Below are 23,254 nucleotides of genomic sequence, written 5' to 3'. Positions count from 1 at the left end.
CCTGCCCTACTTCCGGCTTACTCTTTTGGAGTCTGCTTTTCGGGTCTGCTTTTCGGGTCTGCTTTTTCGGGCCTGTTTTTCGGGCCTACGCTCAGTCCGGCTCCTTGGGCGCGGCCATGACTTCGGACTCCAGGCGCGCGCGCGGAAAGGCAGCGCCAGCCTGCGGCACCACTTCGGTCACCATGTTGCGTTCGCCATCCGAGACGAAGAAACGCACCTGCTTCATGCCGGCCTGGGCAGCCAGGGTGGCAATGCCGCCGACGTCGGCCAGCGTCATGGTGGAATCCACCAATATCGCGACCGGCGTCATCGGACCGCGCGCCTTGTCCTTGGCCACGGTGCCCAGGGCCAGGCCAAGCTGGCGGCCATCCAGGCGGGCCTTGTCATCGCCCAACGAGAACTGCGGCTGGTGCGCGCCCTTGGCGGGCGGATAGACCTCGACGACCACGGGGCCGCGCGCGGCGTCCTTGCCGGCATCGGCGGCCGGCGTCGCGGCGGCAGCCGCCTTGTCGCCTTCCTTGCCCGGCGCGTTCGGAGCTTCCTTGCTTGCGTCCTTGCTTGCGTCCTTCGGAGCCTCCTTCGGCGCTTCCTTGGCCGCCGGCTTGGGCGCTTCCTTGGCCGGCTCCTTCGGGGCTTCCTTGGCGGCGGGCTTGGGCGCTTCCTTGGCCGGCTCCTTGGGCGCTTCCTTGGGGGCGGGCTTGGGGGCCTCCTTGGCCGGCTCCTTCGGCGTTTCCTTGGCGGCGGGTTTGGGGGCCTCCTTGGCCGGCTCCTTCGGCGTTTCCTTCGCCGGCGCGTTGTCCTGCGCGGGCGGGGTCTGCGCTGGCGGGGTCTGCGCGGGCGGAGTCTGTGCCGGCTGGGCCTGCGTCGCCTGCGCCAGCTGGCCTGATACCGATAGTGCCGCCGCGGGCGCGGCCGTATCCGCGGCCAGCGCGTTCAGCCCGAGCCCACAGCCCAGCAGGATGGAGAGGATTTTTCCCGTCATGGCGCGCGGCGCCGGCGTCTTCTTCAGCACTTCTCGAATTCCCAGGAGGCGTTCATTCAGCCGCCGGCGGCACACCCGCCGCGGCCCGACCTAGCAATATACCCGGCCGGAACGAAATCGTCCGAATGATTCCGGACATTGTCGCCAATCGATCTCGTCCCCATCCATGTCCAGGTCGAACACGCGCGCATAGGCCGGGCGCGATCGCGCGCCCTTGCCCGCGCCCTCCATTTCCAGGACATGACCCGAAAACCCGCAGGGCACGCCACCGCCTTCCGCGCAATAGCGGCACGTGGCAAGGTCGACGACATACGTCGTGTGGTCGTGCGCAAGAATGGCGACGTACTTCCCGTCATCACTGGCATACGCGTACCGGAAGGTTCCCTTGAGCCGCTCATTGGGCAGCTGGCTGCCCGCCAGATGCGACAGGGCGCGGGAAACGAGATCGGTCAGCATGATGCATTCCTCCATGGAGCATGGCCGGCGCGCCGGCCGCATGCGGCATTTTGTAGCCTCCCGTCCCGGAGTCGCGGACGCGGCCGCGGATGAAACGAACGCCGACCCTGGATGGGGCCGGGAGGATGGCGGTATCGATGCGATGGGCTGCTGCCTTGCCCTGCGCGCTGAGCCGGCGCAGAGCCCGCCGCGCGGCGGGGCGCGGCGTCTGTCTGTTATCCGCAGGTTACTCCTGGCGGCCACCGGAGCCAAGCGAACCGCCCTCTCCCGCCGGCCTGGGCAGCGCCGGCGCCGGCGCCGCCGGCAATGTCCCGCAGCCGCCGCCACGCCCGCTTTTACCAGGGGAAACCGGCATGTTCCGGTGCAATTTGGGTGCGAAGGGGGCCCCATCCCGACATGCCCAGGCCAGGAACCGGTACAAATCCCTTTTCTCAACGGAAAAATCTGTTACAGGATTCGCCTGCTGAACTTCACCTCACGTATACACTCCAACAACTTCGTCCACTCCGCAGGATTACGAGATTCATGCGCCTCTCACTTCCCTCGCTGTCGCGCCAGCTGAAAGCCCTGCTTTTCTCCTCGTTCATCGCCTTCCAGGCCGGCGCAGCGACCGTGCCGGACGGCATCACCGAAACCAGCTCGGTCGAGGGGATCTCGGAGTTCCGCCTGAGCAATGGCCTGCGCGTCCTGCTCGCGCCGGACGACTCCAAGCCCACTACCACGGTCAACATGACCTATCTGGTGGGATCGCGCATGGAAAACTACGGCGAAACCGGGATGGCGCACCTGCTCGAACACATGCTGTTCAAGGGCACCCCCACCACCCGCAACGCCCTGGGCGAATTCAACCGCCGCGGCCTGCAGGCCAACGGCAGCACATCGACGGACCGCACCAACTTCTTCGCCAGCTTCGCCGCCAACCCCGACACCCTCAAGTGGTACCTGGGCTGGCAGGCCGATGCCATGGTCAACTCCCTGATCGCCCGCGCCGACCTGGACACCGAGATGCCGGTGGTGCGTAACGAGATGGAACGCGGCGAGAACTCGCCCTTCAATATCCTGCTGCAGAAGATGCAAGGCGTCGCCTACCAGTGGCATAGCTACGGCAAGGTGACCATAGGCGCCCGCTCGGACGTGGAAAACGTCGACATCGACCAGCTGCGCGCCTTCTACCACCAGTACTACCAGCCCGATAACGCCGTACTGATCGTGGCCGGCAAGTTCGATCCCGACAGTACCCTGCAAGCCATCAGCGATACGCTGGGCAAGCTGCCCAAGCCCACCCGCAAGCTGCGCCGCGAATACACCGTCGAACCGGTGCAGGACGGCGAACGCTCGGTCACGCTGCGCCGCGTCGGCGGCACGCCCCTGGTGGCCGCGCTTTATCACATCCCCGCAGCCGGCAGCCCGGATTTCGCGCCGCTGGACCTGGCCAGCACCATCCTGTCGTCCGAACCCTCGGGCCGCCTGTACCGTGAGCTGGTGACGCGCAAGCTGGCCGCCAGCGCGTTCGGCTTCACCATGGACCAGCTGGACCCCGGCATCGCCATGTTCGGCGCCCAGCTCGAACCCAAGATGAACCAGGACGTCGCCCTCAAGGCGCTGACCGACACCATCGAGTCGATCAAGAAGAAGCCCTTCACGCAAGAAGAGCTCGATCGTGCCCGCAGCCGCTGGCTGATCGATTGGGACCGCACCTACGCCGACCCGGAAAGAATCGGCGTCGCCCTGTCCGAGGCCATCGCCTCCGGCGACTGGCGCCTGTTCTTCCTGGAGCGCGACCGCGTGCGCGCCGCCAAGCTCGCCGACGTGCAGCGCGTGGCCGAGCAGTACTTCGTGCGCAGCAACCGCGTCGAGGGCCGCTATATCCCCACGCCCGCGCCCGAACGGGCGCCGGCCAACACCCGCGTCGACCTGGCCGACGCCCTCAAGGACTACAAGGGCGACCCCACCTATGCGCAGGCGGCCGCCTTCGACGCCTCGCCCGCCAACATCAACAAGCAGACGCTGCGCCGCACCCTGGACCTGCCCAACGGCAAGGTCGACCTGGCGCTGCTGTCCAAGCCCACGCGCGGCCACCGTGTGCACGCCAAGCTGCTGCTGCAGTTCGGCAACGAGAAAACCCTGCGCGGTCAGCGCACCGTGGCCGACGCGGTCGCCGACCTGCTCACGCGCGGCACCGACAAGCTCAGCCGCCAGGCCATCGACGACCGCTTCGACCAGCTCAAGGCCGACGTCCACTTCAGCGGTTCCGGCACCAACCTGTCCATCGTCATCTCCACCACGCGCGATAACCTGCCGGCGGCGATAGCCCTGGCGCTGGACGTGGTTCGCGGCGCCAACTTCCCCAAGGACCAGGTCGAGGAGTACAAGACCCAGGTCATCACGGCCATCCAGAACGCCATGACCGAGCCGCCGGCCCTCGCGTCGCGCACGCTGGCGCGTCACGACAATCCGTGGCCCAAGGATGACATCCGCTACGTGCCGACCTTCGAGGAGTCGCTGGCTTCCGTCAATGGGCTGACGCGCGACATGCTGGTGCGTTTCCACAAGAAGTTCTATGGCACGGGCACCATCGCCTTCTCCGCGGTCGGCGACTTCGACGTCGACGCCGTACAGGCGGCGCTGAAGAAGGGCCTGGCAGGCTGGCAGCGCGGCGCGCCCTATACGCGCATTCCGATGCCCTTCCACACGGTGCCGGCCAAGGACTACACCATCGAGACGCCGGACAAGGCCAACGCCTTCTTCGCCGCCTACCTGCCGCTGAAGGTGCAGGACATCTCGCCGGACTACGCGGCCCTCTACCTGGCGAACTACCTGCTGGGCTCGTCCGGTTCCTCGCGCCTGTGGGACCGCATCCGTGAAAAGGACGGCCTGTCCTACGATGTCGGCAGCAGCCTCGATATCTCCTCGTTCGAGCCGCAAGGCAGCTGGTCCATGCACGCCATCTACGCGCCCCAGAACCGCGATCGCCTGCAACAGGCCCTGTACGACGAGACCAGCCGCGTGCTCAAGGAAGGGTTCACCGCGCAGGAACTGAAGGACGGCGTCAACTCCCTGCACAACTACTTCCGCCTGGCCTACTCGCAGGACGGCGTGGTGGCCGACGCCTGGATCCGCTACCTGCGCCGCGGCCGCGACTTCACGTGGGTCGCCGACCTGGACCGCAAGATCGCCAACCTGTCGCTGGACCAGGTGAACGACGTCATGCGCAAGTATTTCGATCCCGCCGCCTTCACTACCGTCTATGCGGGGGACTTCGAAAAGCACAAGGTCGAGAAGACGGACAAGTAGCGACGCACAGGAAAGCCGCCCCAGGGGCGGCCAGGCCTGGCTCCAGGCCCGCCCACCAGTCCCGCACAACCGTACCAAGGCCCCGGACCGCGCAAGTGGTCCGGGGCCTTGTGCCTATCGCCTTCGAAGAAGCCTTTTCGAAGGCGCCCTTTCGAAGGCGCCCTTTCGAAAAAAGCCCTGGAAAAAGTCCTACTGAATGTCCTGAAAAGCGGAAGGCCCTGAAAAGCGCGACGGACCGGGAACGCTCATGGTAGATCCGACCACTGATGGGCAACGTCCCGTGCATACCGCATTCGTGCATACCGCATTCGTGCATACCGCATTCGTACACACCTCGGTCGTGCACATCCCGGGCGTCCACACCTCAGTGTCCACACCTCACTCGTGGGAAGTTTTCCTTATGGCGTCCAATCTTGCGCCCCGTTTTTCCGCCCTGTCCCGCCGCCTCCCCGCCCTGCTCGTCTTCTGGTCACTGGGCGCGCAGGCCATCCCGGCCAACGCGCCGGACGGCTGCGCCAGGACCCGCTCGGCAGAAGGCATCACCGAATATCGCCTGGACAACGGCCTGCGCGTGCTCCTGGCGCCCGACGATACGCAGACGACCACGGCCGTCGACCTGACCTACAGGGTAGGATCGCGCAACGAACATGACGGCCAGCGCGGCCTGTCGCATCTGCTGGAGCACCTGGTACTCAGGGGCACGCCCACCCATCCCGACATCTCCGCCTCGTTCCAGCGCCGCGACATGAACGTCAAGGCCAGCACCTCGGCGGAACGCACCCACTATGCCGCCACCTTCCTCGCCGCCCCCGCGACACTGGCCTGGTACCTGGGCTGGCATGCCGACGCCATGGTCCATACCGGCGTGACGCGCGCCGACGTGGATGGCGTGCTGCCGAAGATCCTCGATGAAGTCGAGGCCGGCGAAAACGCGCCCGAACGCGTACTGCGGCAAAAGATGCGCAGCGCCGTGTTCCATTGGCACCGCTACGGCAACGATCCCATGGGTACGCGCGCCGATTTCGCCAACGTCCGCATCGATCTTCTGCGGGCCTACTATCGCGAGTACTACCAGCCCGATAACGCCGTGCTGACCATCACCGGCAAGTTCGACGCAGCCGCCACGCTGTCGGCCATCGTCGAAACGCTGGGCAAGGTGCCGCGCCCCAGCCGGAACATGCCGGCCGACTACGACGTCGAGTCCTTGCGCGACGGCAACCATGCCATCACGCTGCGCCGCAGGGGCGGCTATCCCCTGGCGGCCGCCATGTACCATGTGCCCGCCCCTCACAGCCGCGACCACACCCTGCTGCTGCTGGCGGCCGACATGCTCGCCACGGGCGGCGCCCATCGCCTGCGGGGCGAACTGGTCACGCCGGGACTGGCCGGCACGATCAGCAGCACCGCGCTGGGATGGCGCGACTATGGCTTGATCGAGTTCATCGCCGCCCTCAAGCCCGCCGTGGACAACGACAACGCGCAGCGCATCCTGAACCGCACCGTGGAGTCGGTCAGGCTGCATCCCTACACCCAGGCCGAGCTCGACCAGGCGCGCCGCCGCTGGCTGGACGGCTGGACCCGCGCGCAGGCCGATCCGCTGGCGTTGGCCGACGCATTGTCCAAGGCCAGCGTGAGCGGCGACTGGCGCCTGGTCTTCCTGGAACGCGACCGCGTGCGCGACGCCACGCTGATCGACGTGCAGCGCGCGGCGGAGCGATATCTGCTGCGGGCCAACCGCAACCAGGGCAGCTACATACCCACCGCCGAACCCGAGCGCCAGCCCGCCACGGCCCCGATCGACCTGGGCCCCGAGCTCAAGCGCTACGACACGGACGTCGACTGACTCGCCGCCGGCATGCGGGCCACGCAATCCAGCAGCGCCCGCACCGCCGGATTGTCTTGCGGCGTGCGCCACGCCAGGTACATGTCGGCGCGCAGCGCGCAGTCCGCCAGCGCGGTGAAATGCAGGCCATCGAGCCGCAGTTCGCGCGCCGACGCCGGCACGATGCCCATGCCGAGCCCGGCGCGGACCAGGGCCAGCAGGGTATGCGTCTGGCTGGCGTGCTGCACGACATCGGGCCTTACGCCGGCTTGCGCCAGGGCGGCGTTGATGCGCTCATGGAAGTACTTGCCCTCGTTAGGCGAATAGGCAATGAAAGGCTGGCCGTTCAGCGCCTGCAAGGGCACGCTCTTGAGCCGTGCCAGCGGCCAGCCGCGCGGCGCCGCCAGCACCAGCGGTTCGCGCTCCAGCAAGCGGTGGCCCAGGCCTTCCGGCCGGGGCAAATGGCGCGCAAGCACCACGTCCAGCTCGCCGGCCACCAGATGCCGGCCCAGGTCGATCGAGACCATTTCCCGCAATTGGATATCCACGTCCGGCAATTCACGGCGCGCCTGGGTGACGATGGCCGGCATCAGGCGATAGGCCGCCACCGCGGTGAAGCCCAGGGTGACATGGCCGGCGGCGCCGGTGGCGGTGCGCTGCGCCTGCATGGCGGCGCGCGCCGAGAACTCCAGCAAGTGGCGGGCGTCGCGCAGGAAGCTGCGCCCGGCGGCCGTCAGCGCGACCACGCGGCTGCTGCGTTCGAACAGGCTTACGCCCAGGCTGCGCTCCAGCATCTGGACCTGCCGGCTCAGGGGCGGCTGGGTCATGCGCAGGCGCGCGGCGGCCCGGCCGAAATGCAGCTCCTCGGCCACCGCCACGAAGCACTCCAGTTGCCTAAGCTCCATCAACTGCCCCCTATCGATTCAATCCTTGTATTGATCTTTGCTATTTATAACTGGATGGGATGCGCTGGTCGAATCGTTCCTATACTGGCCGCGCCAGGGCGCCGGGGAACGATCTCGAACGCGCTGGCGGGATGGCCGCTCGCGCCCGGGCCGGGAGACGGGAAGGCGGCGCGGCCATGCCTGTGCAAGGCGGCCGGGCGGACGGAGGAAGCGCGACAGCAGGCGTCCGCCCTGTCAATAAATGACTATCTATTATTCAAAGAAGGTGCGAGACCATGGAGACTATCGATACGGCGCGCAGGCGCCTGCTGGGCGCCGCCCTGACCGCCCCGGTGCTGGCGGCGAGCCTGCGGCCGCTGGCCGCCGTGGCGGCCGACACTTACCCGGCGCGCCCCATCAACCTGCTGGTGCCCTTTTCCCCCGGCGGCGGCACGGACATCTCGGCGCGCCTGCTGGCCGCGGCGCTGGGCCCGCAACTGGGCGGCGCGTCGGTAGTGGTCGACAACCGCCCCGGCGCAGGCGGCCAGATCGCCGCCGACACGGTGGCGCGCGCCGCCAACGACGGCTACACCCTGTTGTTCGCCAATTCCGGCATGCTGGCGGTCAACCCATGGCTGTACAAGCTGCACAGCGACCCGGCCACCGCCTTCGCGCCCGTGTCGATGTTCTCGGACCTGCCCTTCGCCCTGGTGGTCTCGCCGCAACTGCCCGCCCGCAACGTGCAGGAACTGGTCGAGCTGGCGCGCAAGGAGCCGGGCAAGCATACCTTCGCCAGCTCGGGCACCGGCGGCGCGCCGCACCTGGCGGGCGAAATCTTCCAGCAGGCCACCGGCACCCAGCTGACGCACGTGCCCTACAAGGGCGGCGGTCCGGCGATGACGGACCTGATGGCGGGACGCGTGGACATGCTGTTCGCGTCCATCCTGGAAACCGTCACCTACGTGCAGGCGGGCAAGCTGCGCGCCCTGGCCGTCACCGGCCCCACCCGCTCGCCGGCCATGCCCGACGTGCCCACCATCGACGAGGCCGGCGTGCACAATGCGCAAACCGGTTCGTGGACCGCGGTGCTGGCGCCAGCCGGCACGCCGCAGCCGGTGCTGGACAAACTGTCCGCCGCCATCCGCCAGGTGGCCAGCGCCGCCGACGTGAAGCAGAAGCTGGAGGCCCAGGGCGCCGTCGCCCACGGCTCGACGCCCGCGGAACTGGCCGACATCGCGGCGCGCGAGCGGGCGCGCTATGGCGACATCATCAAGGCGCGCAACCTGCGCGTGGATTGAAGCCCGCCGGGCCGGCACGCCGCGGCGATCAGGTCGCCCGCTTCGGTCGCCCGCTCGGGTCGCCCGATCAGGTCGCTCCTTCGCGCAGGCGCGCGCCGCCCAGGGGCGTATCGCGCAGGCGGCGGCCCAGGCCGTCGGCCAGCGCGTTGGCCAGCGCCGCCGACGCCGGACCCTGGGAGGCCTCGCCCGCGCCCAGGAAAGGCAGGCCCGGCTGGTCGATGAGATGCACGTCCATTCGCGCCGGCACGCCGGAAAAGCGCAGGATGGGATAGGTGCTCCAATCGTAGCTGTCGACGCGCCGCCGGTCGAAACGCAGCTGTTCATGCAGCGTCCAACTGAAGGACTGGAGGATGCCGCCCTCGACCTGGTTGCGCACGCCATCGGGATTGACGACCTGCCCGCAATCCACCGCCGCGACCACGCGATGCACCCGCACCGCGCCGGTTTCGCGCTGCACGTCCAGCTCCACCGCCAGTGCCATATAGGCCATCAGGTTCTTGTACTGGGCGAAGGCGAAACCCACGCCATGCCCCGGCGCCCGCGATCCCGGTCCGGGCCAGCCGAATTGCCGGGCGGCCAGCTCCACCACCGCGCGAGCGCGCGGGTCCTTCAGGTGACGCAGGCGAAACTGCACCGGGTCGGCGCCGGCCGCCTGCGCCAACTCGTCCATGAAGCTTTCGATGGTGAAAATATTCATGTACGCGCCCAGCGAACGCATCGCGGAAACGCGCAAGGGCATGTCGGGCAGGAAATGGTGGCGCACCTGCATCCTGGGCAGGTCGTACAGCGGAATGCTGTTGCGGTCGCCGCCGCCCTCCGGCATCGGAATGGGCTTGGGCGGCGCGGGGGTGAAAGGTCGCGCGAGCGCCCATGTGGGCATCAGGCGGCCGGCGTTGTCGATGCGCTGGTTGTGGGAATTGCTCCAGACCTGGTATTCCCAGTCGACGATGCGGCCGTCGGCGTCCAGCGTCGCGGCCACGTCGGTGACCATGGCGGGGCCGGACGGCTCCCAGGTGTGTTCCTGTTCGCGCATCCATTGCACCCGCACCGGCTGCCCCGGCACCGCGCGCGCGATCAACGCCGCGTCCGCGGCGACGTCGTCGGCGCCGTTGTGGCCGTAGCAACCCGAACCCTCCACATGGATGCAGCGGACGCGCTCCGTCGGCAAGCCCAGCATCTCCGCCAGTCCCGCGCGCAGCGGGAACACGCCCTGCGTATGGGTCCAGACCGTCAGTTGCCCGTCGACGAATTGCGCCAGCGCGCAGGAGGGGCCGATAGACCCGTGCGTCAGGTAGGGCTTGGTATAGCGCGCCGCCAGCCTGCGGCCGGTGGGCGCCGCGCCCGCGCGCGTGTCCGCCACCATGATCTCGCGCGCCGGCAGGCGCATGAGATACGCGTGGATGCTGGCGGCGTCCGGCAGGCTGGCGCTTTCCTCCCAGCGCGCGGCGGCCGCCAGGGCGCGCATCGCCACGATCGCCTGCCATTCATCGTGCGCCACCACGGCCAGGTAGCTGCCGTCGCGCACCACTTGCACCACCCCGGGCAAGGCCCGCACGGCCGTATCGTCCAGCGCCACCAGGCGCGCGCCATAGGACGGCTGCCGCACGACGCGCGCGTGCAGCATGCCCGGCAGGCGCATGTCCTGTACATAGCTGGCGCCGCCGGCGACCTTGCCGGGAATGTCCACCCGCGGCAAGGGCAGGCCGATCACCTGGAACTGGCGCGGGTCCTTCAATGGCGATACCGGCGCCGCGGTGCGATGCAGGTCGACGCCCGCCACGACCGCGCCATACGCCAGCCGCCGGCCGTCGGCGGCCAATACCTGGCCGCCCTCGGTATGCAAGGTATCGCGCGCCACGCCCAACTGGACCGCGGCCGCGTCCAGCAAAAGACCGTGCGCCTGCGCCGCCGCGTTGAGGATGGCGGTGCCGCTGTCGGCCAGCGAATGGCTGCCCGCGGTGTAGCCTTCGTTGGGCGTGCGCGCCGTGTCCGCCGTGATCAGCGTAATGGCCGCGGGCGCCACATCCAGCTGCTCGGCGGCGATCTGGATGAATGCCGTGCGCACGCCCGTGCCCAACTCGGCCTTGCCCGTGCAAACGGTGACGCGCCCCGTGGATTCCAGGCGTATCCAGGCGTCCAGCATCGGGGTGCTGTTAAGGCTGCCCGGCAGCCTGGCCGGCACGGGCGGCGCCGTGGCGCCGGGCGCCGCCGCGGCGGACGCGGCCTCGCCTGCCGCGGCGCGCTGCGCCATCGCGACGGCCGGCAGCAAGGAAAATCCGACCGTGATGGAGCCGGCCGCCAGCAGGCGCCGGCGGCCCGTGTCGACCGGCGCGCCGGAGCCGGTCGTGACCGTGGCCTGCGCGCCGCGCTCGATCCGCCTGTCCGCGCCTGTCCGCGCGCTGCCCGGCGTGGGTATCCGGGCCCGCGTCATTGCCGCGCTCCCGACGGTTGCGGGACGGCTGCCGTTGGCGTCTGCTCGACCAACTGGGCCGGCCGCAGGGAAGAAAGATGCCGCGTGCCGCCGGCGTCCGCCCGCAGCCCGGTGGCCGCGTCCACGATGGCCGCGACGATGCGCATGTGGGTCCCGCAGCGGCAGAGGTTGGGCTCCATGTGCGCGATTACCTCGTCGCGGGTGGGCGACGGATTGCGCTCCAGCAGCGCCTGGGCGCGCATGATCATGCCCGCGATGCAATAGCCGCATTGGGCGGCCTGGTGATCGATGAACGATTGCTGCAGCGGTCCCGGCCGGTCCGGCGTGCCCAGGCTCTCGACCGTGCGCACGGCGCGAGCGCCGACCGCGGCCAGTGGCACCTGGCACGAGAACATCGGGACGTCGCCGACGATGACGGTGCAGGCGCCGCACTGGCCCAGTCCGCAGCCATACTTGGCGCCGTTGAGTTGCAGCTGGTTGCGCAAGACGTAGAGCAAGGGGGTAGCGGGATCGACATCCAGCGCGTGCGCCTTGCCGTTGACGGTCAATGTGATCATGGCTTGCGGGTCTCCTTCGCTTGCGCCAGCGGCGCCGCGGCGGCCGTTTCCTTGCGCACGGCGGCAACCGCGCCCTGCAGGTTGGGCCAGGCAGGACGGCGCGCGACCTGCACGCGCATGTAGTCCAGCACCTGGGCCACCTGCGCGTCGTCCAGCACGGCGCCGAAGGCCGGCATATAGGGGGTGGCGGCGCTGCCTTCCTGCGCAATGCCGTGCAGCACCAGGTTGATGGCATTGCGGGGATCGTCGGCGGTGGCCGCGTGGCTCAGCGCCAGCGCGGGGCGGCCGCCGATGCGCATCATCGGTGCCCCCTCATCGTGACAGGATGCGCAAGTGGACGCATATAGCGTCGCGCCAGGGGTCGGCAGCCGCGCGTCGGGGGCGGGCGTGAGCGCCTGACGGGACGCGGTCGGCGGGGTTGGTGGCTGCGGCGGTTGTTGCGGCGGTTGTTGCAGCGGTTGTTGCGTCGGTGGTTGCGTCGGTGGTTGCGTCGGTTGCCGCACCGTCTCCCGCCGCGCGCCCGGCAAGTCCAGCAGGTAGACCGCCATGGCCTTCACATCCGCCTCGGGCAGCAAGGCCAGTTGCCGCGTCACGTCCCGCATGGGCCCCGCCGCCGCCCCGTGCTCGCTGGCCAGGCCGGTACGCAGGTACGCGGCCAGCTGGTCGACCGTCCAAGGCCGGGGCGCGTGCGCCAGCGCTGTCAGCGCGGGCGCTTCCCAGCCGTCGACGATCGCGCCGGCGTAGGCCCGATCGGCCGCCGGCGCGCCCAGTGCATTCAACGGGGTATGACAGGCCGCGCAATGCCCCGCGCCTTCCACCAGATAGCGGCCGCGCACCCACGCCTCGCCGCGGCTCTCGTCCGGCGGCAAGGGACCGTCAGGTAGATACAGCAGGTTCCATATCGCCAGCAGCGGCCGGAACGAATAAGGAAAGGACAAGGCATTGTCCGGCGGCCGGGTCGCCACCGGCGTGCGTGTCATCAGATACGCGTACAGGTCCTGCACGTCCTGGTCGGACAGGTGCGTGAAGTGAGGATAAGGGAAAGCCGGGTAAAGCAGGTGCCCGTCGCGGGAGACGCCGGTCCGCAGCGCGCGGTCGAAGGCCGTCAGGGACCAGCGGCCGATGCCGCTGTCGGGGTCCGGCGTGATGTTGCTGCTGTAGAGGGTGCCGAACGGCGTACGCAGCGGCGTGCCGCCGGCATAGGCCGGACCGCCGCGCGCGGTGTGACAGGAGATGCAATCGCCCGCCGCCGCCACGCGCACGCCGCGATCCACGGCGTTGCGGCTGAAGGACGTGGGAGCGGGCGGCGCGATTTCCGCGATCCCGGCCTGCCACGTTGCCACTGCCAGCGCGGCGAGGCCCAGCGCCACCACGCCGGCCAATGTTGCCGCGATCGTCTTGCCGCGCATCGAGCCCCTCCGAACCATGAACTGGCCAGACTGTACGACGCGAGGCTGACAGCCGATTTAAAGCGAGCCCCGCCCGCTACGCCCGCTTACATCTCTTCAAAATCGAGATCAGCCTTTCGGCACGTCCCTGGGCGGATGTCCATCGTAAACCGGAATGTACTGGCGAGGTATGGGCCCCTTGTTACGGCCGCCCTGGTTGGTTTGCTCCCAGGCATGGGCAAGAATGCCGACCGAGCGCGATAGGCAGAACAGCCCGCGCGCCAGCGGGGCGGGAAATCCCAGCTCGGCATAGATCACCGCGGTGGCGCCATCGATGTTCATCGGAATGGCCTTGCCCTTGCGCGCCGCCAGCTCGGCTTCGATGCCACGCGCGATGGTCGCGTAGCGGCCGGACACGGCGCCGGCCGCGGCGGCCTCGTCCACCAGTTGCAACAGGCGCGGCGCGCGCGGGTCCAGGTGATGGAAGCGGTGGCCGAAACCCGAAATGAACTTGCCGTGCAGGTCGATGAAAGCATCCAGCCCGGCGCGCACCGCATCGTCCTGGCTGGCGCCCGCGTCCATGCGCGCGGCCACGTCCTGGTACAGCCCGACCGCCTGCTCGCCCGCGCCGCCGTGCACGTCGCCCAGCACGTTGACAGCCGAGGCCATGGCATTGTTCAGTCCCACGCCGCACGTCGCCGCCATGCGCGCGATGGCGATGCTGGGCGCTTGCGGACCGTGGTCGACCGCGGCCATCAGCGCCGCCTCCAGCAGCCTGCCCTGCCGCTCGGAAGGCAGTTCGCCCCGCAACATCAGCCACGCCATCTGGGCGAAGCCAATATTGCCGATGAGGTCCTGGATCGCATAGCCGTGGTAGCGGATCACGCCCGGCTTCATATCGGTGATGGCCGTATGCCACCACTGGCGGCTGGCCAGGCCGTCGTCCACCTGTCCGGCGCCGCCGGCTTCGTTGCTGGTCATATTGCTCGCTCCTCTTTCAGGCCGCGGATCTGCTCGGCGTCATAGCCCAGTTCGCGCAGCAGTTCTTCGTTGTGTTGTCCCAAGCGGGGCGGCGGCGTGTCGACTGCCGGCGCCGCGCCATCCAGCTTGAATCCCGTGCGCACCACGCGCACGTCCCGCCCCACGCCCGGCACGTCCGGAAACGTGGCCACCATGCCGCGTTCGGCGACCTGCGGGTGCGCCAGGGCCTGCTCGACGCTGTAGACAGGCCCGGTCGGCACGCCAGCCTGGGTCAGCAAGGGCCACCATTGCAGCGCGGGCCGCGCCGCCAGGGCACCTTCCAGTTCGGTCTTCAGGGCCTCGCGATGGCGCAGGCGCGCCTGGCGTTCGGCGTAGTCCGGATGCGCGATCAAGTCCTCGCGTCCGACGACGCGGCACAGGGCCTCGAACTGTTCCTGCTTGTTGGCGGCGATATTGAGCAGGCCATCGCCGGTGCGGAAGGTGCCGGACGGACTGGCGGTCACGTTATCGTTGCCCATGGGCGTCGGCGTGCGGCCCGCCACCAGGTAGTTCGATACGGCCCAGCCCATGGTCGCCATGGTGGCCTCCAGCATGGAAACGTCGATGAAGCGCGCGCTGTCGCGCTCGCGCTCGGCCAGCGCCGCCGCCACCGCGAACGCGGCGGTCATGCCGCCGATGGTGTCGGCGATGGGATAGCCGACGCGATAAGGCGCCGTCTCCGGCGCGCCGGTGATGCTCATCACGCCCGACATGCCTTGCACGATCTGGTCATAGGCCGGATAGTCGCGCAACGGCCCCTGCTGGCCGAAGCCGGAAATGGCGCAATACACGAGACGCGGCTGGTGCTGGCGCAGCACCTCGAACCCCACGCCCAGGCGGTCCATCACGCCGGGGCGGAAATTCTCCACAACCACGTCGGCCTGGGCCACGAGGCGCAGGAATACTTCCTTGCCGCGCGCGTGCTTGAGGTTCACGGTGATCGAACGCTTGCCGGCGTTCTGCGCCAGGAAGGAAACGCCCATCAGGCCGCGGTTCAGGTCGGCGTCGGCGCCCAGCTGGCGCGCGAGGTCGCCGGTCCCCGGGGTTTCCACCTTGATCACGTCGGCGCCCATGTGCGCCAGTTGATGGCAGCAAAATGGGCCCGCCAACACGTTGGTCAGGTCGAGTACGCGGATGCCTTGCAAGGGCTTGGACATGAATGATTCCTCTTGAAGTCCGTGCGGGTGCGCGTCGCGGACCGGCTTCCGGCCGGCCGCGGCGTCCCGCATCGTGGTTTATTCCATCTTGGCGCCCGACGCGCGCACGGTGTCGCCCCAGCGCTTGTACTCGGACTTCAGGAAAGTGGCGAAGTCTTCCGGCGTGCCGCCGATGGGCGTGCTGCCTTCCGCGGCGAAACGCTCGATGGTCAGCGGCTTTTTCAGGGCCTCGTTGACCACCGTGTTGATCTGCCGCACCACTTCGGCCGGCGTGCCGGTCGGCGCCACCAGGCCCTTCCAGTCGCGGGCGTCGAAATCGGCATAGCCTTGTTCGGCGATGGCGGGCGTGTCGGGCAAGGCGTTCAGGCGATCCTTGGACGTGACCGCCAGGGCGCGCAGCTTGCCGCTGGCGATCAGCGGCAGCACGGTGGCGGGCGTGGCGAAATAGATATCCACCTGGCCGCCGATCATGTTGGACACGGCCGTGGACGCGCCGGGATGCGGCACGTGCAGGAATTTGACGCCCGCTGCCTGCATGAACATGGCGCCGGCCAGGTGGCCGACGGTGCCGATGCCGGCCGACGCCATGGTGATGGCTTCCGGCTTGGCCTTGGCCGCCTTGACCACGTCGGCCAGCGACTTGTACTGGCTGTTGGCGCTCACTACCAGCACCACGGGCTGGCCGGCCACCAGCACGATGGGCACGAAGTCCTTGAGCGAGTCATAGGGCATCTTGGGATACAGCGACGGATTGATGGCCAGGTTGGACGTCTGCCCCATGCCTATCGTCAAGCCGTCGGGCTTGGCGCGCGACAGCAGGCCCAGGCCGATATTGCCGCCGGCGCCCGAGCGGTTCTCCACCACGATGTTCCAACCGGTGGACTGGCCCATGAACTGCGCGATCAGCCGCGACGCGGCGTCGGTGCCGCCGCCCGGCGGGAAGGGCACGATCAGGGTGATGGGGCCGGAAGGATATTTCGCGTCGGCGCGTGCCAGGCCCGGCAGGGTGAAGCCGGCGGCGGCCATGCCGGCGAGCAGAACGCGGCGTTGATGATTCATGTTGTCTCCTGGGTGATCGGGATGGATCGAGATGAGGATGCGGTGGTGGATACCCGCCTCAGCCTTGTGTTCGTCAACCGCCTACGCTAATTGCCTTGGGCGGATGGCATGGCGGATTGTCGCGACTGATTTCATAAGATAGAATCTTGTTCTATCTATGATGAAGGGCGCCGACGGCTGCTGTCAAGCCATGCCCGAGCCGAACGTTTACCGTTTGCCAGCGCCCAGGACCGAAAGTCCGGCGGGCCGCGCCGTGGAGTGCACCCATGCCCAGAAAATCCGCCGTCCCGTCCCTCGCCGACGAGAACGCCGCCGCCGGCGGCGTCGCCGCCGTCGACCGCGCACTGTCCCTGCTGAATGCATTCTCGGCCTCGCTGCCGCAGCCGGACCTGAGCGAACTGGCCGAACACACGCGGTTGCACAAGAGCACCGTGCTACGCCTGATGGCCTCGCTGGAGCACGCGCACCTGGTGCGGCGGCAGACGGACGGCCGCTATGTGCTGGGACCCGGCATCGCGCGCCTGCACCAGGTCTATGCATCGTCGTTCTCGCTGGCGCGGGTGGTGATGCCCGCCTTGCGCGCGCTGGTCGCGGCAACGCAGGAAAGCGCCGCCCTGCACGTACGCCAGGGCGACCAGCGCCTGTGCCTGCACCGGGTCGACTCGCCACGGCCGGTCCGCGATCACACGCGCGCCGGCGACCTGCTGCCCCTGGATCGCGGCGCGGGCGGCCGCATTCTCACTGCCTATGGCGGAGGAACGGACGAGATCCACGCGCGCATACGCCGCGAGCAAGTGGTGGTGCTGGTGGGAGACCGCCTGCCCGAACTGGCCGGCATCGCGGCGCCGGTCTTCGGCGCCGATGGCGAGTTCGTCGGATCCATCACCCTGACCATGCCCGCCGAACGCTTCGACGCGGCGTATCAGGCGCCGGTCAAGCAAGCCGCGCGCGCATTGACGGAGGCGCTGGGCGGGACCTATCCGCCTCCGGCGTAATCGTTGCCGTCTTCCTCGTCGCCGTCTTCCGCCGGGCGCCTGCCTCGCACGCCGAACTTGCGCGGTGCTTAAAACCTGGCGGGCGGCAGGGCATGATGGCGAACACGCGGATACGGGGAGTAAGATCGGCGCCTATGCGGCGCTGCGCCTCCTCCGACGCGCGGCGTCGACCTCCTTGTCGCGGGCGCGCGCTCGCCGCGCGGTCCGCGGCCCACCTATCGGGAGCACCTCCTTGAAATACCGCAAACTCGGCGATACCGACTTGAACGTCAGCCTGATCGGCCTGGGCACCATGACGTGGGGCCAGCAGAACTCCGAGGCCGAAGCGCACGAACAGCTCGACTATGCGCTCGCGCACGGCGTGAACCTGGTCGACACCGCCGAAATGTACCCGGTCCCTCCCAAGGCCGAAACCCAGGGCCGCACCGAAAGCTACATCGGCACCTGGCTGGCCCGCGGCGGCCGCCGCAAGGACATCGTCCTCGCCAGCAAATGCGCCGGTCCGGCGCGCGACCCCAAGCGCCCCAGCCACATCCGCGACGGCAAGACCTTCTTCGACCGCAAGAATCTCACCGCCGCGCTGGACGCCAGCCTCAAGCGCCTGCAAACGGACTACCTGGACCTTTACCAGTTGCACTGGCCCGACCGCAGCACCAACACCTTCGGCGTGCCCTATTATCCGTGGGTAAAGGATGACCACACCGTGCCCATCGCGGAGACGCTGGACGTGCTGCAGGACTTCGTCAAGCAGGGCAAGGTCCGCCACGTCGGCGTGTCCAACGAAACGCCATGGGGCGTGGCGCAGTTCCTGAAGCACGCGGAACAAGGCAACCTGCCGCGCATCGTCTCCATCCAGAACCCCTACAGCCTGCTGAACCGCCAGTACGAGAACGGCCTGTCGGAATTCAGCCATCACGAAGGCGTTGGCTTGCTGGCGTATTCGCCGCTGGCCATGGGCATGCTGACCGGCAAGTACCTCGACGGCGCCCGTCCCGAAGGCTCGCGCCTGGCGCTGTTCACGCGTTTCACGCGCTACAGCAATCCGCAAGCGGAAGCCGCCACCGTCGAATACTGCAAGCTGGCCCGCGAACGCGGCCTGACGCCGACCCAGCTGGCCCTGGCGTTCATCAACACGCGTCCCTTCACCACCAGCAACCTGATCGGCGCCACCAATCTCGACCAATTGAAGGAAAACATCGAAAGCGTGGACGTGGCCTTCGATGCCGACCTGCTGAAGGCTGTCGACGCCATCCACACGCGCTGGCCGAACCCCGCGCCGTAATAAAAGGACGACGGCCTAAGCACGAGGGTCGCACGCTGCGAGCAGTGCAAGGGCTGGCAGCACGTGGCTCGGCGCGACCACGCCGCTACCCGCGCCGGGCGCGATCGATGGCGATAGGACTGGCGTCCATCGCCTTGAGGATCTGGGCCAGGCCCTGCGCGGCCACGGCGACGTGCAGGCGGCCGCTGGGGCCGCAGACGTCGTCGCCGCTGGTCCATGCCGGCGCATCACCACCGGCATGGCGGGCCCGCAGCCAACCCTGCCGGTCGACGAGGAACTGCGCGCCCGCCAAGGTGTCGCCCGTGGCGCCCGCCAGCAAGGCATAGGCTACCCACGCATCGGCATCGTCGCTCGTGCATTCCGCGTCGATGGCCGCACCGCGCGTCAGGACCACCGTGACCACGCGCGGATCGTCGCGTTCGTCCTGCGCGGTGGCGGGCCCATGCGCCACGATGCGCACGGGCTGCCCGCGCAAGGCCGACAGCGGCATGCGTCCGCGTCCGCGACAGGTCAATGCCAACCCGGGCGCGGGGACGGCCGGCATGCCGGCGCCGCCGCTTTCCCCATAGGCCACCGCACGCAGGTAGTCGATCACGCGCCACGCGGTTTCGGCATCCATGCCGGCGGCGTCGGCATGATGACGGATGCGCCAGTAGATCTCGCCTTCCAGCCGGTTCTGGAACAAGGGCTGTCCCAGCGCACTGGGCCAGGTTGGTAGCGTGGCGGCCAACGGGCCCCGGCCATCGGCCGCCGCGCCGTGGCAGGCGGCGCAGCGGGCCTGGTAGGCGGCCGCGCCCTGCAACAGGCTGGCGGGCGTGAACGGCAGCGGGGATCGATCGAAGGATGTTGGCACCGCCGGCGCCAGGTACAGCGCCGGGCGCGGCCATGGCGTGTTGGCGAACAGCAGCGTTGCGGCGACCAGCGCGGCCCAGCGCCAGCGGCGCCGCCGCAAGCCCCAGACCGCTGCCAACGCAGCCGTGGCGGCGGTGGCGGTCATGGCCGCCGCCAGCGCCAGCTTGCGCCAGACGTAGGGGCTGACCGGCAGGTCGGTGTCATAACGCCAGGCAAAAGGCCAGGGCGGCTGCAGGCTGGTCAGGCGGGGCAGCGGAAGGTCCAGCCAGGCCGCCAGCGCGTTGGCAAGGACAAACAGCAGCACCAACAGCAACAACGCCGATACCGGGAAGGCCCATCGATACAAAGGCCGACGCCCTGCCCATATCGGCATGGCCCCCCGATACAGGAACCGTCCCGCGGACGATACCGGCAGCGGCCGCCCTTGCCCTGCCCCCCGCTGCGCCGCATCCCGCTGCGCGGACGCCGGCCCCTCGCCTACCATGTCGCATCCAGCCCCAGCAGCGACAGGGCGCGCCGCCGCAGATCGGCGATACGCGGGTCTCCGCGATGACGCGGGTAAGGCAGGTCGTTGACCAGTTCGTCCTTGATCCGCGCCGGCCTGTCGCTCAAGACCACGATGCGCGTGGCCAGGAACAAGGCCTCCTCGACATCGTGCGTCACCAGCAGCGCGGTCACCCCGGAACGCTCCCACAGCTCCACCAGCTCGGATTGCATCGCCAGGCGCGTCAGCGAATCCAGCTTGCCCAGCGGCTCGTCGAGAATGAGAATGCGGGGGTCGTTCACCAGCGCGCGCGCCAACGCCGCGCGCTGCGCCATGCCGCCCGACAGCTGGTGCGGATAGGCCGACCCGAACCGCGCCAGGCCCACGCGCTGCAAGGCGTCATCGATGCGCGCACCCTGCCGCGCCAACAGGCCCCGTGCCTGCAATCCCAGCGCCACGTTCTCGCGCACCGTCCGCCAGGGATAGAGCGTGGGGTCCTGGAACACCAGGATGCGGCTTGGATCCGGCCGCGTGACAGCCGCGCCATCGGCCTCGATCACGCCCTGGCTGGGCGTCTCCAGGCCCGCCACCAGCCGCAACAAGGTGCTCTTGCCGCAGCCGCTGGGTCCCAGCAGCGCCACGAACTCGCCAGGCTCGATGTCCAGGTCGATATCGTCCAGCACCGGCAGCGCGGCGCCATCGAGGTCGAACGCATGGCTCACGCCGCGCACGGCCAGGCGCGCGCCGCCGACCCGGGTATCGTCCTTGCCCCGCGTGGCGCCGCCGGCAGGGGCGCCATGGCCGGCCTCCGCGATCGTGCCCGATGCCGGATCGGCGCTTTCCGCCACGCTGCTCGCCTGCACGGCGGTCAGGAACCGCCGGGCGGCCAGGGCCTTGGCATCGGCCAGGTCGGGACGCGCCCTGGATGCTGTCGTCTCCGCTACCATTTCACCACTCCCTTCTGCCAGGCCAGCAAACGGTCGCGCACCGCGAACAACAGCGTGATCAAGCCCGAGAACGTCAAGGCCATGACGATCAGCGCGCCGTACATGTTGGCGTAGGACGCCCAGCCCTGGGCCCACGAAAGGTAGAACCCCAGGCCCGACTTCACGCCCATCATCTCGGCCGCCACCAGCACCGAGAACGATGCGCCCAGGCCCATGAACAGGCCCACGAACACGTGCGGCAAGGCGGCGGGAATGGCCACGCGGAAGATCAGGAAGCGCGCGTCCGCGCCCAGCGTGCGCGCCACGTCATAGAAAGCGCGATTGACGCCGGCCACGCCCGACCACGTCAGCACGGTGACGGGAAACCAGGTCGCCAGCGCGATCAGGAACACCGCCGCTGCCCAACTCGACGGGAAAAAGAAGAAAGCCATGGGCAGCAAGGCCGTCGATGGCACGGGACCGAGGAAACGGAGCAAGGGATGGACCCAGTAGCCCAGCCCGCGCGACCACCCTATCGCCACGCCGGTGATGAAGCCGCTGATGGCGCCCAGCACGTAGCCATTGGCCAGCAACCACAGGGAATTGAGCAGGCTGTCCAGCAGACGCTTCCAGTCGCCGATATAGATTTCGATCAAGGACTGCGGCGGCGCGAAGAAGGGGCTGGGCAGCAAGGCCAGCTTGGCCGTGACCGTCTCCCAGATGCCCACCAGCACGGCCAGCAGCACCAGCCAGGGCCCGGCGCGATGCAGCTTGCGGGCAAGCGGCCACGAGCGATGCGCCACGCCGCTCGATGCGGCCAGGGCCAGCGCCGCGGCGCCCGCCAACGCGGCCAGGCCGAATTCCCGCGTATAGCCCCATTCCTTGAAGCCGACCTCCTGGTTGGGCCACGACAGGGTCAACACGCCCACCGCGGCCCACAGCAGGCCGGCCGCCCAGCCGGTCAGCCACAGGCGCGCCGGACGCCGGGGCAGCGCGGACGCGGCGGCAGCGCCCAGGGTGGTGTCAGCCGATGACATCGGGCACCACCACTTTGGCGTACTTCTGCACATCCAGGCTGGGACTGAGCACCTTGATGCCCTTCAGGTCCTCGGCGTAACCGACGATCTCCGCGCGCAGCGCTGCGCCGGTGGACGCATGGCCGTGCGTATGCGTGCGCAGGATGGCGGCCACGCGCTCCGCCGGCACCTTCTGCGGAATGTAGGGCGCGAAAATGCGAGCCGTCTCGTCGGGATTGGCCGCCGTCCATTTCTGCGCCGCGATGACCGCGCGCGCCGCGGCCGATGCCGTCTCCGGGTCCTTGCGCACCAGGTCGCCGCGCAGGCCCAGCACGCAGCACGTCCGGTCGGCGTAGGCGCCGTCCAGGTTGGTGGCCACCTGGCGCAGGTGGTTGTCCTCCCGGTATACGAACAGCTGCGGATCGTCGCCCGCGATGGCGTCGACCTCGCCCTTGCGCAGCACCTCGGCGAACAGGTCCTGCGGATACTGCTTCCATTCCACGCTGTCCGGATCGATGCCAAGCTGGGCCGCGCGGATGGCGAAGTAGTTCTTGACCGGGCTGGCCTGGTCCGACACCGCGACGCGCCGGCCCTTGAGGTCCTGGATGCCCTGGATGGGCGAATCCGCCGGCGTGAGCAGCCGCATGCAGCCGCCATGCGTGCCCACGGCCAGCTTGACGTCGAAGCCCTGCTCCAGCGGCTTGAGCCAGCGCAAGGCCATGCCGATGCCGCCGTCCGCATGGCCGGTGGCGATGGCTTCCAGCAGCTGGTCGGTGCTGCCGCTGAAATTGATGCGTTCTATCTTCAGTCCGTATTGTTCGAAGAAGCCGCGCTCCAGGGCCACCGAAACGGGCGACTGGCACACCGCGGTCTGGCTCCAGGCGATACGCAGGGCGCGCGGCGCGGCATCGGCGGCCAGCACACGCGACCCCAGCATGCCCAGGGGCGCGACGGCGCCCATCATGCCCGCCGCGCGCAACAATGCGCGCCGCGACAGCCCGGAGCGAGACAGGCCGACCTGCCCGCCGGCGGATGCATACCGATACGTCATGATGTCCTCTTTCCTGTTCATATGCCGACGCGCGGCTTGTCCCGGCAGTATCCGCGCGCCCAGGACGAGGACAAAATACAAAGCCGGGATAAACAAAGTGGGATAAGGAAATTCCGCGCGGGAGGATGTCGCGCGGCGTGAGGGCTTGTCTTGCGCCGGGCCGCGCCGATACAAAAAAAGCCGCTACGTATTCGTAGCGGCTTTTCGTAGCGGCGCTTCGTGGCCGTGTTTCGTGCCCATGTGTCGTGCCCATGTGTCGTACCCATGTTTCGTACCCATGTTTCGTACCCACTTAGGGCC

Annotated in this window: 18 protein-coding genes; 5 read left to right on the top strand and 13 right to left on the bottom strand. The window is 68.8% G+C overall.

The window, feature by feature from the left end; genetic code table 11:
* Window positions 1–91: 91 nt before the first annotated feature.
* A complete protein-coding gene (locus tag C7R54_RS15005; protein ID WP_129151253.1) occupies window positions 92–1,012 on the bottom strand; it encodes a hypothetical protein in 921 nt (306 codons plus the stop codon).
* 60 nt (window positions 1,013–1,072) lie between these two features.
* Entirely contained in the window at window positions 1,073–1,438 is a 366-nt protein-coding gene (locus tag C7R54_RS15000; protein ID WP_129151252.1) for a hypothetical protein, read from the bottom strand.
* A 525-nt stretch (window positions 1,439–1,963) separates the two neighbouring features.
* Here C7R54_RS15000 and C7R54_RS14995 point away from each other — a divergent pair.
* Entirely contained in the window at window positions 1,964–4,732 is a 2,769-nt protein-coding gene (locus C7R54_RS14995) for a M16 family metallopeptidase (RefSeq protein WP_129151251.1), read from the top strand.
* 400 nt (window positions 4,733–5,132) lie between these two features.
* Window positions 5,133–6,575 carry a M16 family metallopeptidase gene (locus C7R54_RS14990; protein ID WP_192903667.1) on the top strand — a complete coding sequence of 481 codons (1,443 nt, stop codon included), beginning with the start codon at window positions 5,133–5,135 and terminating at the stop codon, window positions 6,573–6,575.
* Here the strand turns inward: C7R54_RS14990 and C7R54_RS14985 are convergent.
* Window positions 6,554–7,459, bottom strand: a complete 906-nt coding sequence (locus C7R54_RS14985; RefSeq protein WP_129151249.1) for a LysR substrate-binding domain-containing protein — start codon at window positions 7,457–7,459, stop codon at window positions 6,554–6,556. The two genes, C7R54_RS14990 and C7R54_RS14985, sit on opposite strands and share 22 nt — an antisense overlap.
* 275 nt (window positions 7,460–7,734) lie before the next feature.
* On the opposite strand from C7R54_RS14985, the gene C7R54_RS14980 reads away from it, so the two are divergent.
* Window positions 7,735–8,736 (top strand): Bug family tripartite tricarboxylate transporter substrate binding protein, encoded by a 1,002-nt coding sequence (locus C7R54_RS14980; protein WP_129151248.1) that lies wholly within the window; start codon window positions 7,735–7,737, stop codon window positions 8,734–8,736.
* A gap of 67 nt (window positions 8,737–8,803) precedes the next feature.
* On the opposite strand, the gene C7R54_RS14975 is transcribed toward C7R54_RS14980, so the two are convergent.
* From C7R54_RS14975 to C7R54_RS14950, 6 genes are all read right to left on the bottom strand, one after another.
* The gene (locus C7R54_RS14975) at window positions 8,804–11,167 is read right to left on the bottom strand and encodes a xanthine dehydrogenase family protein molybdopterin-binding subunit (protein ID WP_129151247.1); all 2,364 of its coding nucleotides are present in this window, start codon (window positions 11,165–11,167) and stop codon (window positions 8,804–8,806) included.
* Window positions 11,164–11,724 carry a (2Fe-2S)-binding protein gene (locus C7R54_RS14970; protein ID WP_129151246.1) on the bottom strand — a complete coding sequence of 187 codons (561 nt, stop codon included), beginning with the start codon at window positions 11,722–11,724 and terminating at the stop codon, window positions 11,164–11,166. Before C7R54_RS14970 ends, C7R54_RS14975 begins: the two co-directional genes overlap by 4 nt.
* Window positions 11,721–13,133: a cytochrome c gene (locus C7R54_RS14965; RefSeq protein ID WP_129151245.1), complete on the bottom strand. Its 1,413-nt coding sequence runs from the start codon at window positions 13,131–13,133 to the stop codon at window positions 11,721–11,723. Before C7R54_RS14965 ends, C7R54_RS14970 begins: the two co-directional genes overlap by 4 nt.
* A 108-nt stretch (window positions 13,134–13,241) precedes the next feature.
* The gene (locus C7R54_RS14960) at window positions 13,242–14,093 is read right to left on the bottom strand and encodes a citryl-CoA lyase (RefSeq protein WP_129151244.1); all 852 of its coding nucleotides are present in this window, start codon (window positions 14,091–14,093) and stop codon (window positions 13,242–13,244) included.
* Window positions 14,090–15,289 carry a CaiB/BaiF CoA transferase family protein gene (locus tag C7R54_RS14955; RefSeq protein ID WP_129151243.1) on the bottom strand — a complete coding sequence of 400 codons (1,200 nt, stop codon included), beginning with the start codon at window positions 15,287–15,289 and terminating at the stop codon, window positions 14,090–14,092. The genes C7R54_RS14960 and C7R54_RS14955 overlap by 4 nt, the downstream gene beginning before the upstream one ends.
* A 78-nt stretch (window positions 15,290–15,367) precedes the next feature.
* Window positions 15,368–16,348, bottom strand: coding sequence for a Bug family tripartite tricarboxylate transporter substrate binding protein (locus C7R54_RS14950; RefSeq protein WP_129151242.1), 981 nt, complete (start codon window positions 16,346–16,348; stop codon window positions 15,368–15,370).
* Between the two features lie 266 nt (window positions 16,349–16,614).
* Between C7R54_RS14950 and C7R54_RS14945 the strand changes: the two genes are divergently transcribed.
* Together C7R54_RS14945 and C7R54_RS14940 are read left to right on the top strand one after the other, a co-directional pair.
* Complete coding sequence (locus C7R54_RS14945; RefSeq protein WP_129151241.1) at window positions 16,615–17,343, top strand: IclR family transcriptional regulator; 729 nt, start codon at window positions 16,615–16,617, stop codon at window positions 17,341–17,343.
* A gap of 232 nt (window positions 17,344–17,575) precedes the next feature.
* Window positions 17,576–18,625 carry an NADP(H)-dependent aldo-keto reductase gene (locus C7R54_RS14940; RefSeq protein WP_129151240.1) on the top strand — a complete coding sequence of 350 codons (1,050 nt, stop codon included), beginning with the start codon at window positions 17,576–17,578 and terminating at the stop codon, window positions 18,623–18,625.
* An 85-nt stretch (window positions 18,626–18,710) separates the two neighbouring features.
* Here C7R54_RS14940 and C7R54_RS14935 read toward each other — a convergent pair whose 3' ends face one another.
* From C7R54_RS14935 to C7R54_RS14920, 4 genes are all read right to left on the bottom strand, one after another.
* Entirely contained in the window at window positions 18,711–19,823 is a 1,113-nt protein-coding gene (locus tag C7R54_RS14935) for a c-type cytochrome (RefSeq protein WP_240039535.1), read from the bottom strand.
* Window positions 19,824–19,954: 131 nt separating this feature from the next.
* On the bottom strand, window positions 19,955–20,908 hold the full coding sequence (locus C7R54_RS14930) for an ABC transporter ATP-binding protein (RefSeq protein WP_240039534.1): 954 nt from the start codon (window positions 20,906–20,908) through the stop codon (window positions 19,955–19,957).
* Window positions 20,902–21,924 (bottom strand): ABC transporter permease, encoded by a 1,023-nt coding sequence (locus C7R54_RS14925; protein ID WP_129151239.1) that lies wholly within the window; start codon window positions 21,922–21,924, stop codon window positions 20,902–20,904. Before C7R54_RS14925 ends, C7R54_RS14930 begins: the two co-directional genes overlap by 7 nt.
* On the bottom strand, window positions 21,911–22,954 hold the full coding sequence (locus C7R54_RS14920; RefSeq protein WP_129151238.1) for an ABC transporter substrate-binding protein: 1,044 nt from the start codon (window positions 22,952–22,954) through the stop codon (window positions 21,911–21,913). Before C7R54_RS14920 ends, C7R54_RS14925 begins: the two co-directional genes overlap by 14 nt.
* Between the last annotated feature and the right edge of the window lie 300 nt (window positions 22,955–23,254).

Origin of the sequence: Achromobacter aloeverae (assembly GCF_004121055.1) — a bacterium.
Taxonomy (GTDB): Bacteria; Pseudomonadota; Gammaproteobacteria; order Burkholderiales; family Burkholderiaceae_B; genus Bordetella_C; species Bordetella_C aloeverae.
This window is presented reverse-complemented; position numbering and strand designations above follow the sequence as displayed.

Excerpts from the sequence above, each read along its gene's own strand:
- C7R54_RS15000 (WP_129151252.1), bottom strand. The coding sequence starts at position 1,438 with ATGCTGACCGATCTCGTTTCCCGCGCCCTGTCGCATCTGGCGGGCAGC.
- C7R54_RS14975 (WP_129151247.1), bottom strand. The coding sequence starts at position 11,167 with ATGACGCGGGCCCGGATACCCACGCCGGGCAGCGCGCGGACAGGCGCG.
- C7R54_RS14965 (WP_129151245.1), bottom strand. The coding sequence starts at position 13,133 with ATGCGCGGCAAGACGATCGCGGCAACATTGGCCGGCGTGGTGGCGCTG.
- C7R54_RS14945 (WP_129151241.1), top strand. The coding sequence starts at position 16,615 with ATGCCCAGAAAATCCGCCGTCCCGTCCCTCGCCGACGAGAACGCCGCC.
- C7R54_RS14960 (WP_129151244.1), bottom strand. The coding sequence starts at position 14,093 with ATGACCAGCAACGAAGCCGGCGGCGCCGGACAGGTGGACGACGGCCTG.
- C7R54_RS14990 (WP_192903667.1), top strand. The coding sequence starts at position 5,133 with ATGGCGTCCAATCTTGCGCCCCGTTTTTCCGCCCTGTCCCGCCGCCTC.
- C7R54_RS14930 (WP_240039534.1), bottom strand. The coding sequence starts at position 20,908 with ATGGTAGCGGAGACGACAGCATCCAGGGCGCGTCCCGACCTGGCCGAT.
- C7R54_RS14920 (WP_129151238.1), bottom strand. The coding sequence starts at position 22,954 with ATGACGTATCGGTATGCATCCGCCGGCGGGCAGGTCGGCCTGTCTCGC.
- C7R54_RS14970 (WP_129151246.1), bottom strand. The coding sequence starts at position 11,724 with ATGATCACATTGACCGTCAACGGCAAGGCGCACGCGCTGGATGTCGAT.
- C7R54_RS14980 (WP_129151248.1), top strand. The coding sequence starts at position 7,735 with ATGGAGACTATCGATACGGCGCGCAGGCGCCTGCTGGGCGCCGCCCTG.
- C7R54_RS14950 (WP_129151242.1), bottom strand. The coding sequence starts at position 16,348 with ATGAATCATCAACGCCGCGTTCTGCTCGCCGGCATGGCCGCCGCCGGC.
- C7R54_RS14955 (WP_129151243.1), bottom strand. The coding sequence starts at position 15,289 with ATGTCCAAGCCCTTGCAAGGCATCCGCGTACTCGACCTGACCAACGTG.
- C7R54_RS14995 (WP_129151251.1), top strand. The coding sequence starts at position 1,964 with ATGCGCCTCTCACTTCCCTCGCTGTCGCGCCAGCTGAAAGCCCTGCTT.
- C7R54_RS14925 (WP_129151239.1), bottom strand. The coding sequence starts at position 21,924 with ATGTCATCGGCTGACACCACCCTGGGCGCTGCCGCCGCGTCCGCGCTG.
- C7R54_RS14985 (WP_129151249.1), bottom strand. The coding sequence starts at position 7,459 with ATGGAGCTTAGGCAACTGGAGTGCTTCGTGGCGGTGGCCGAGGAGCTG.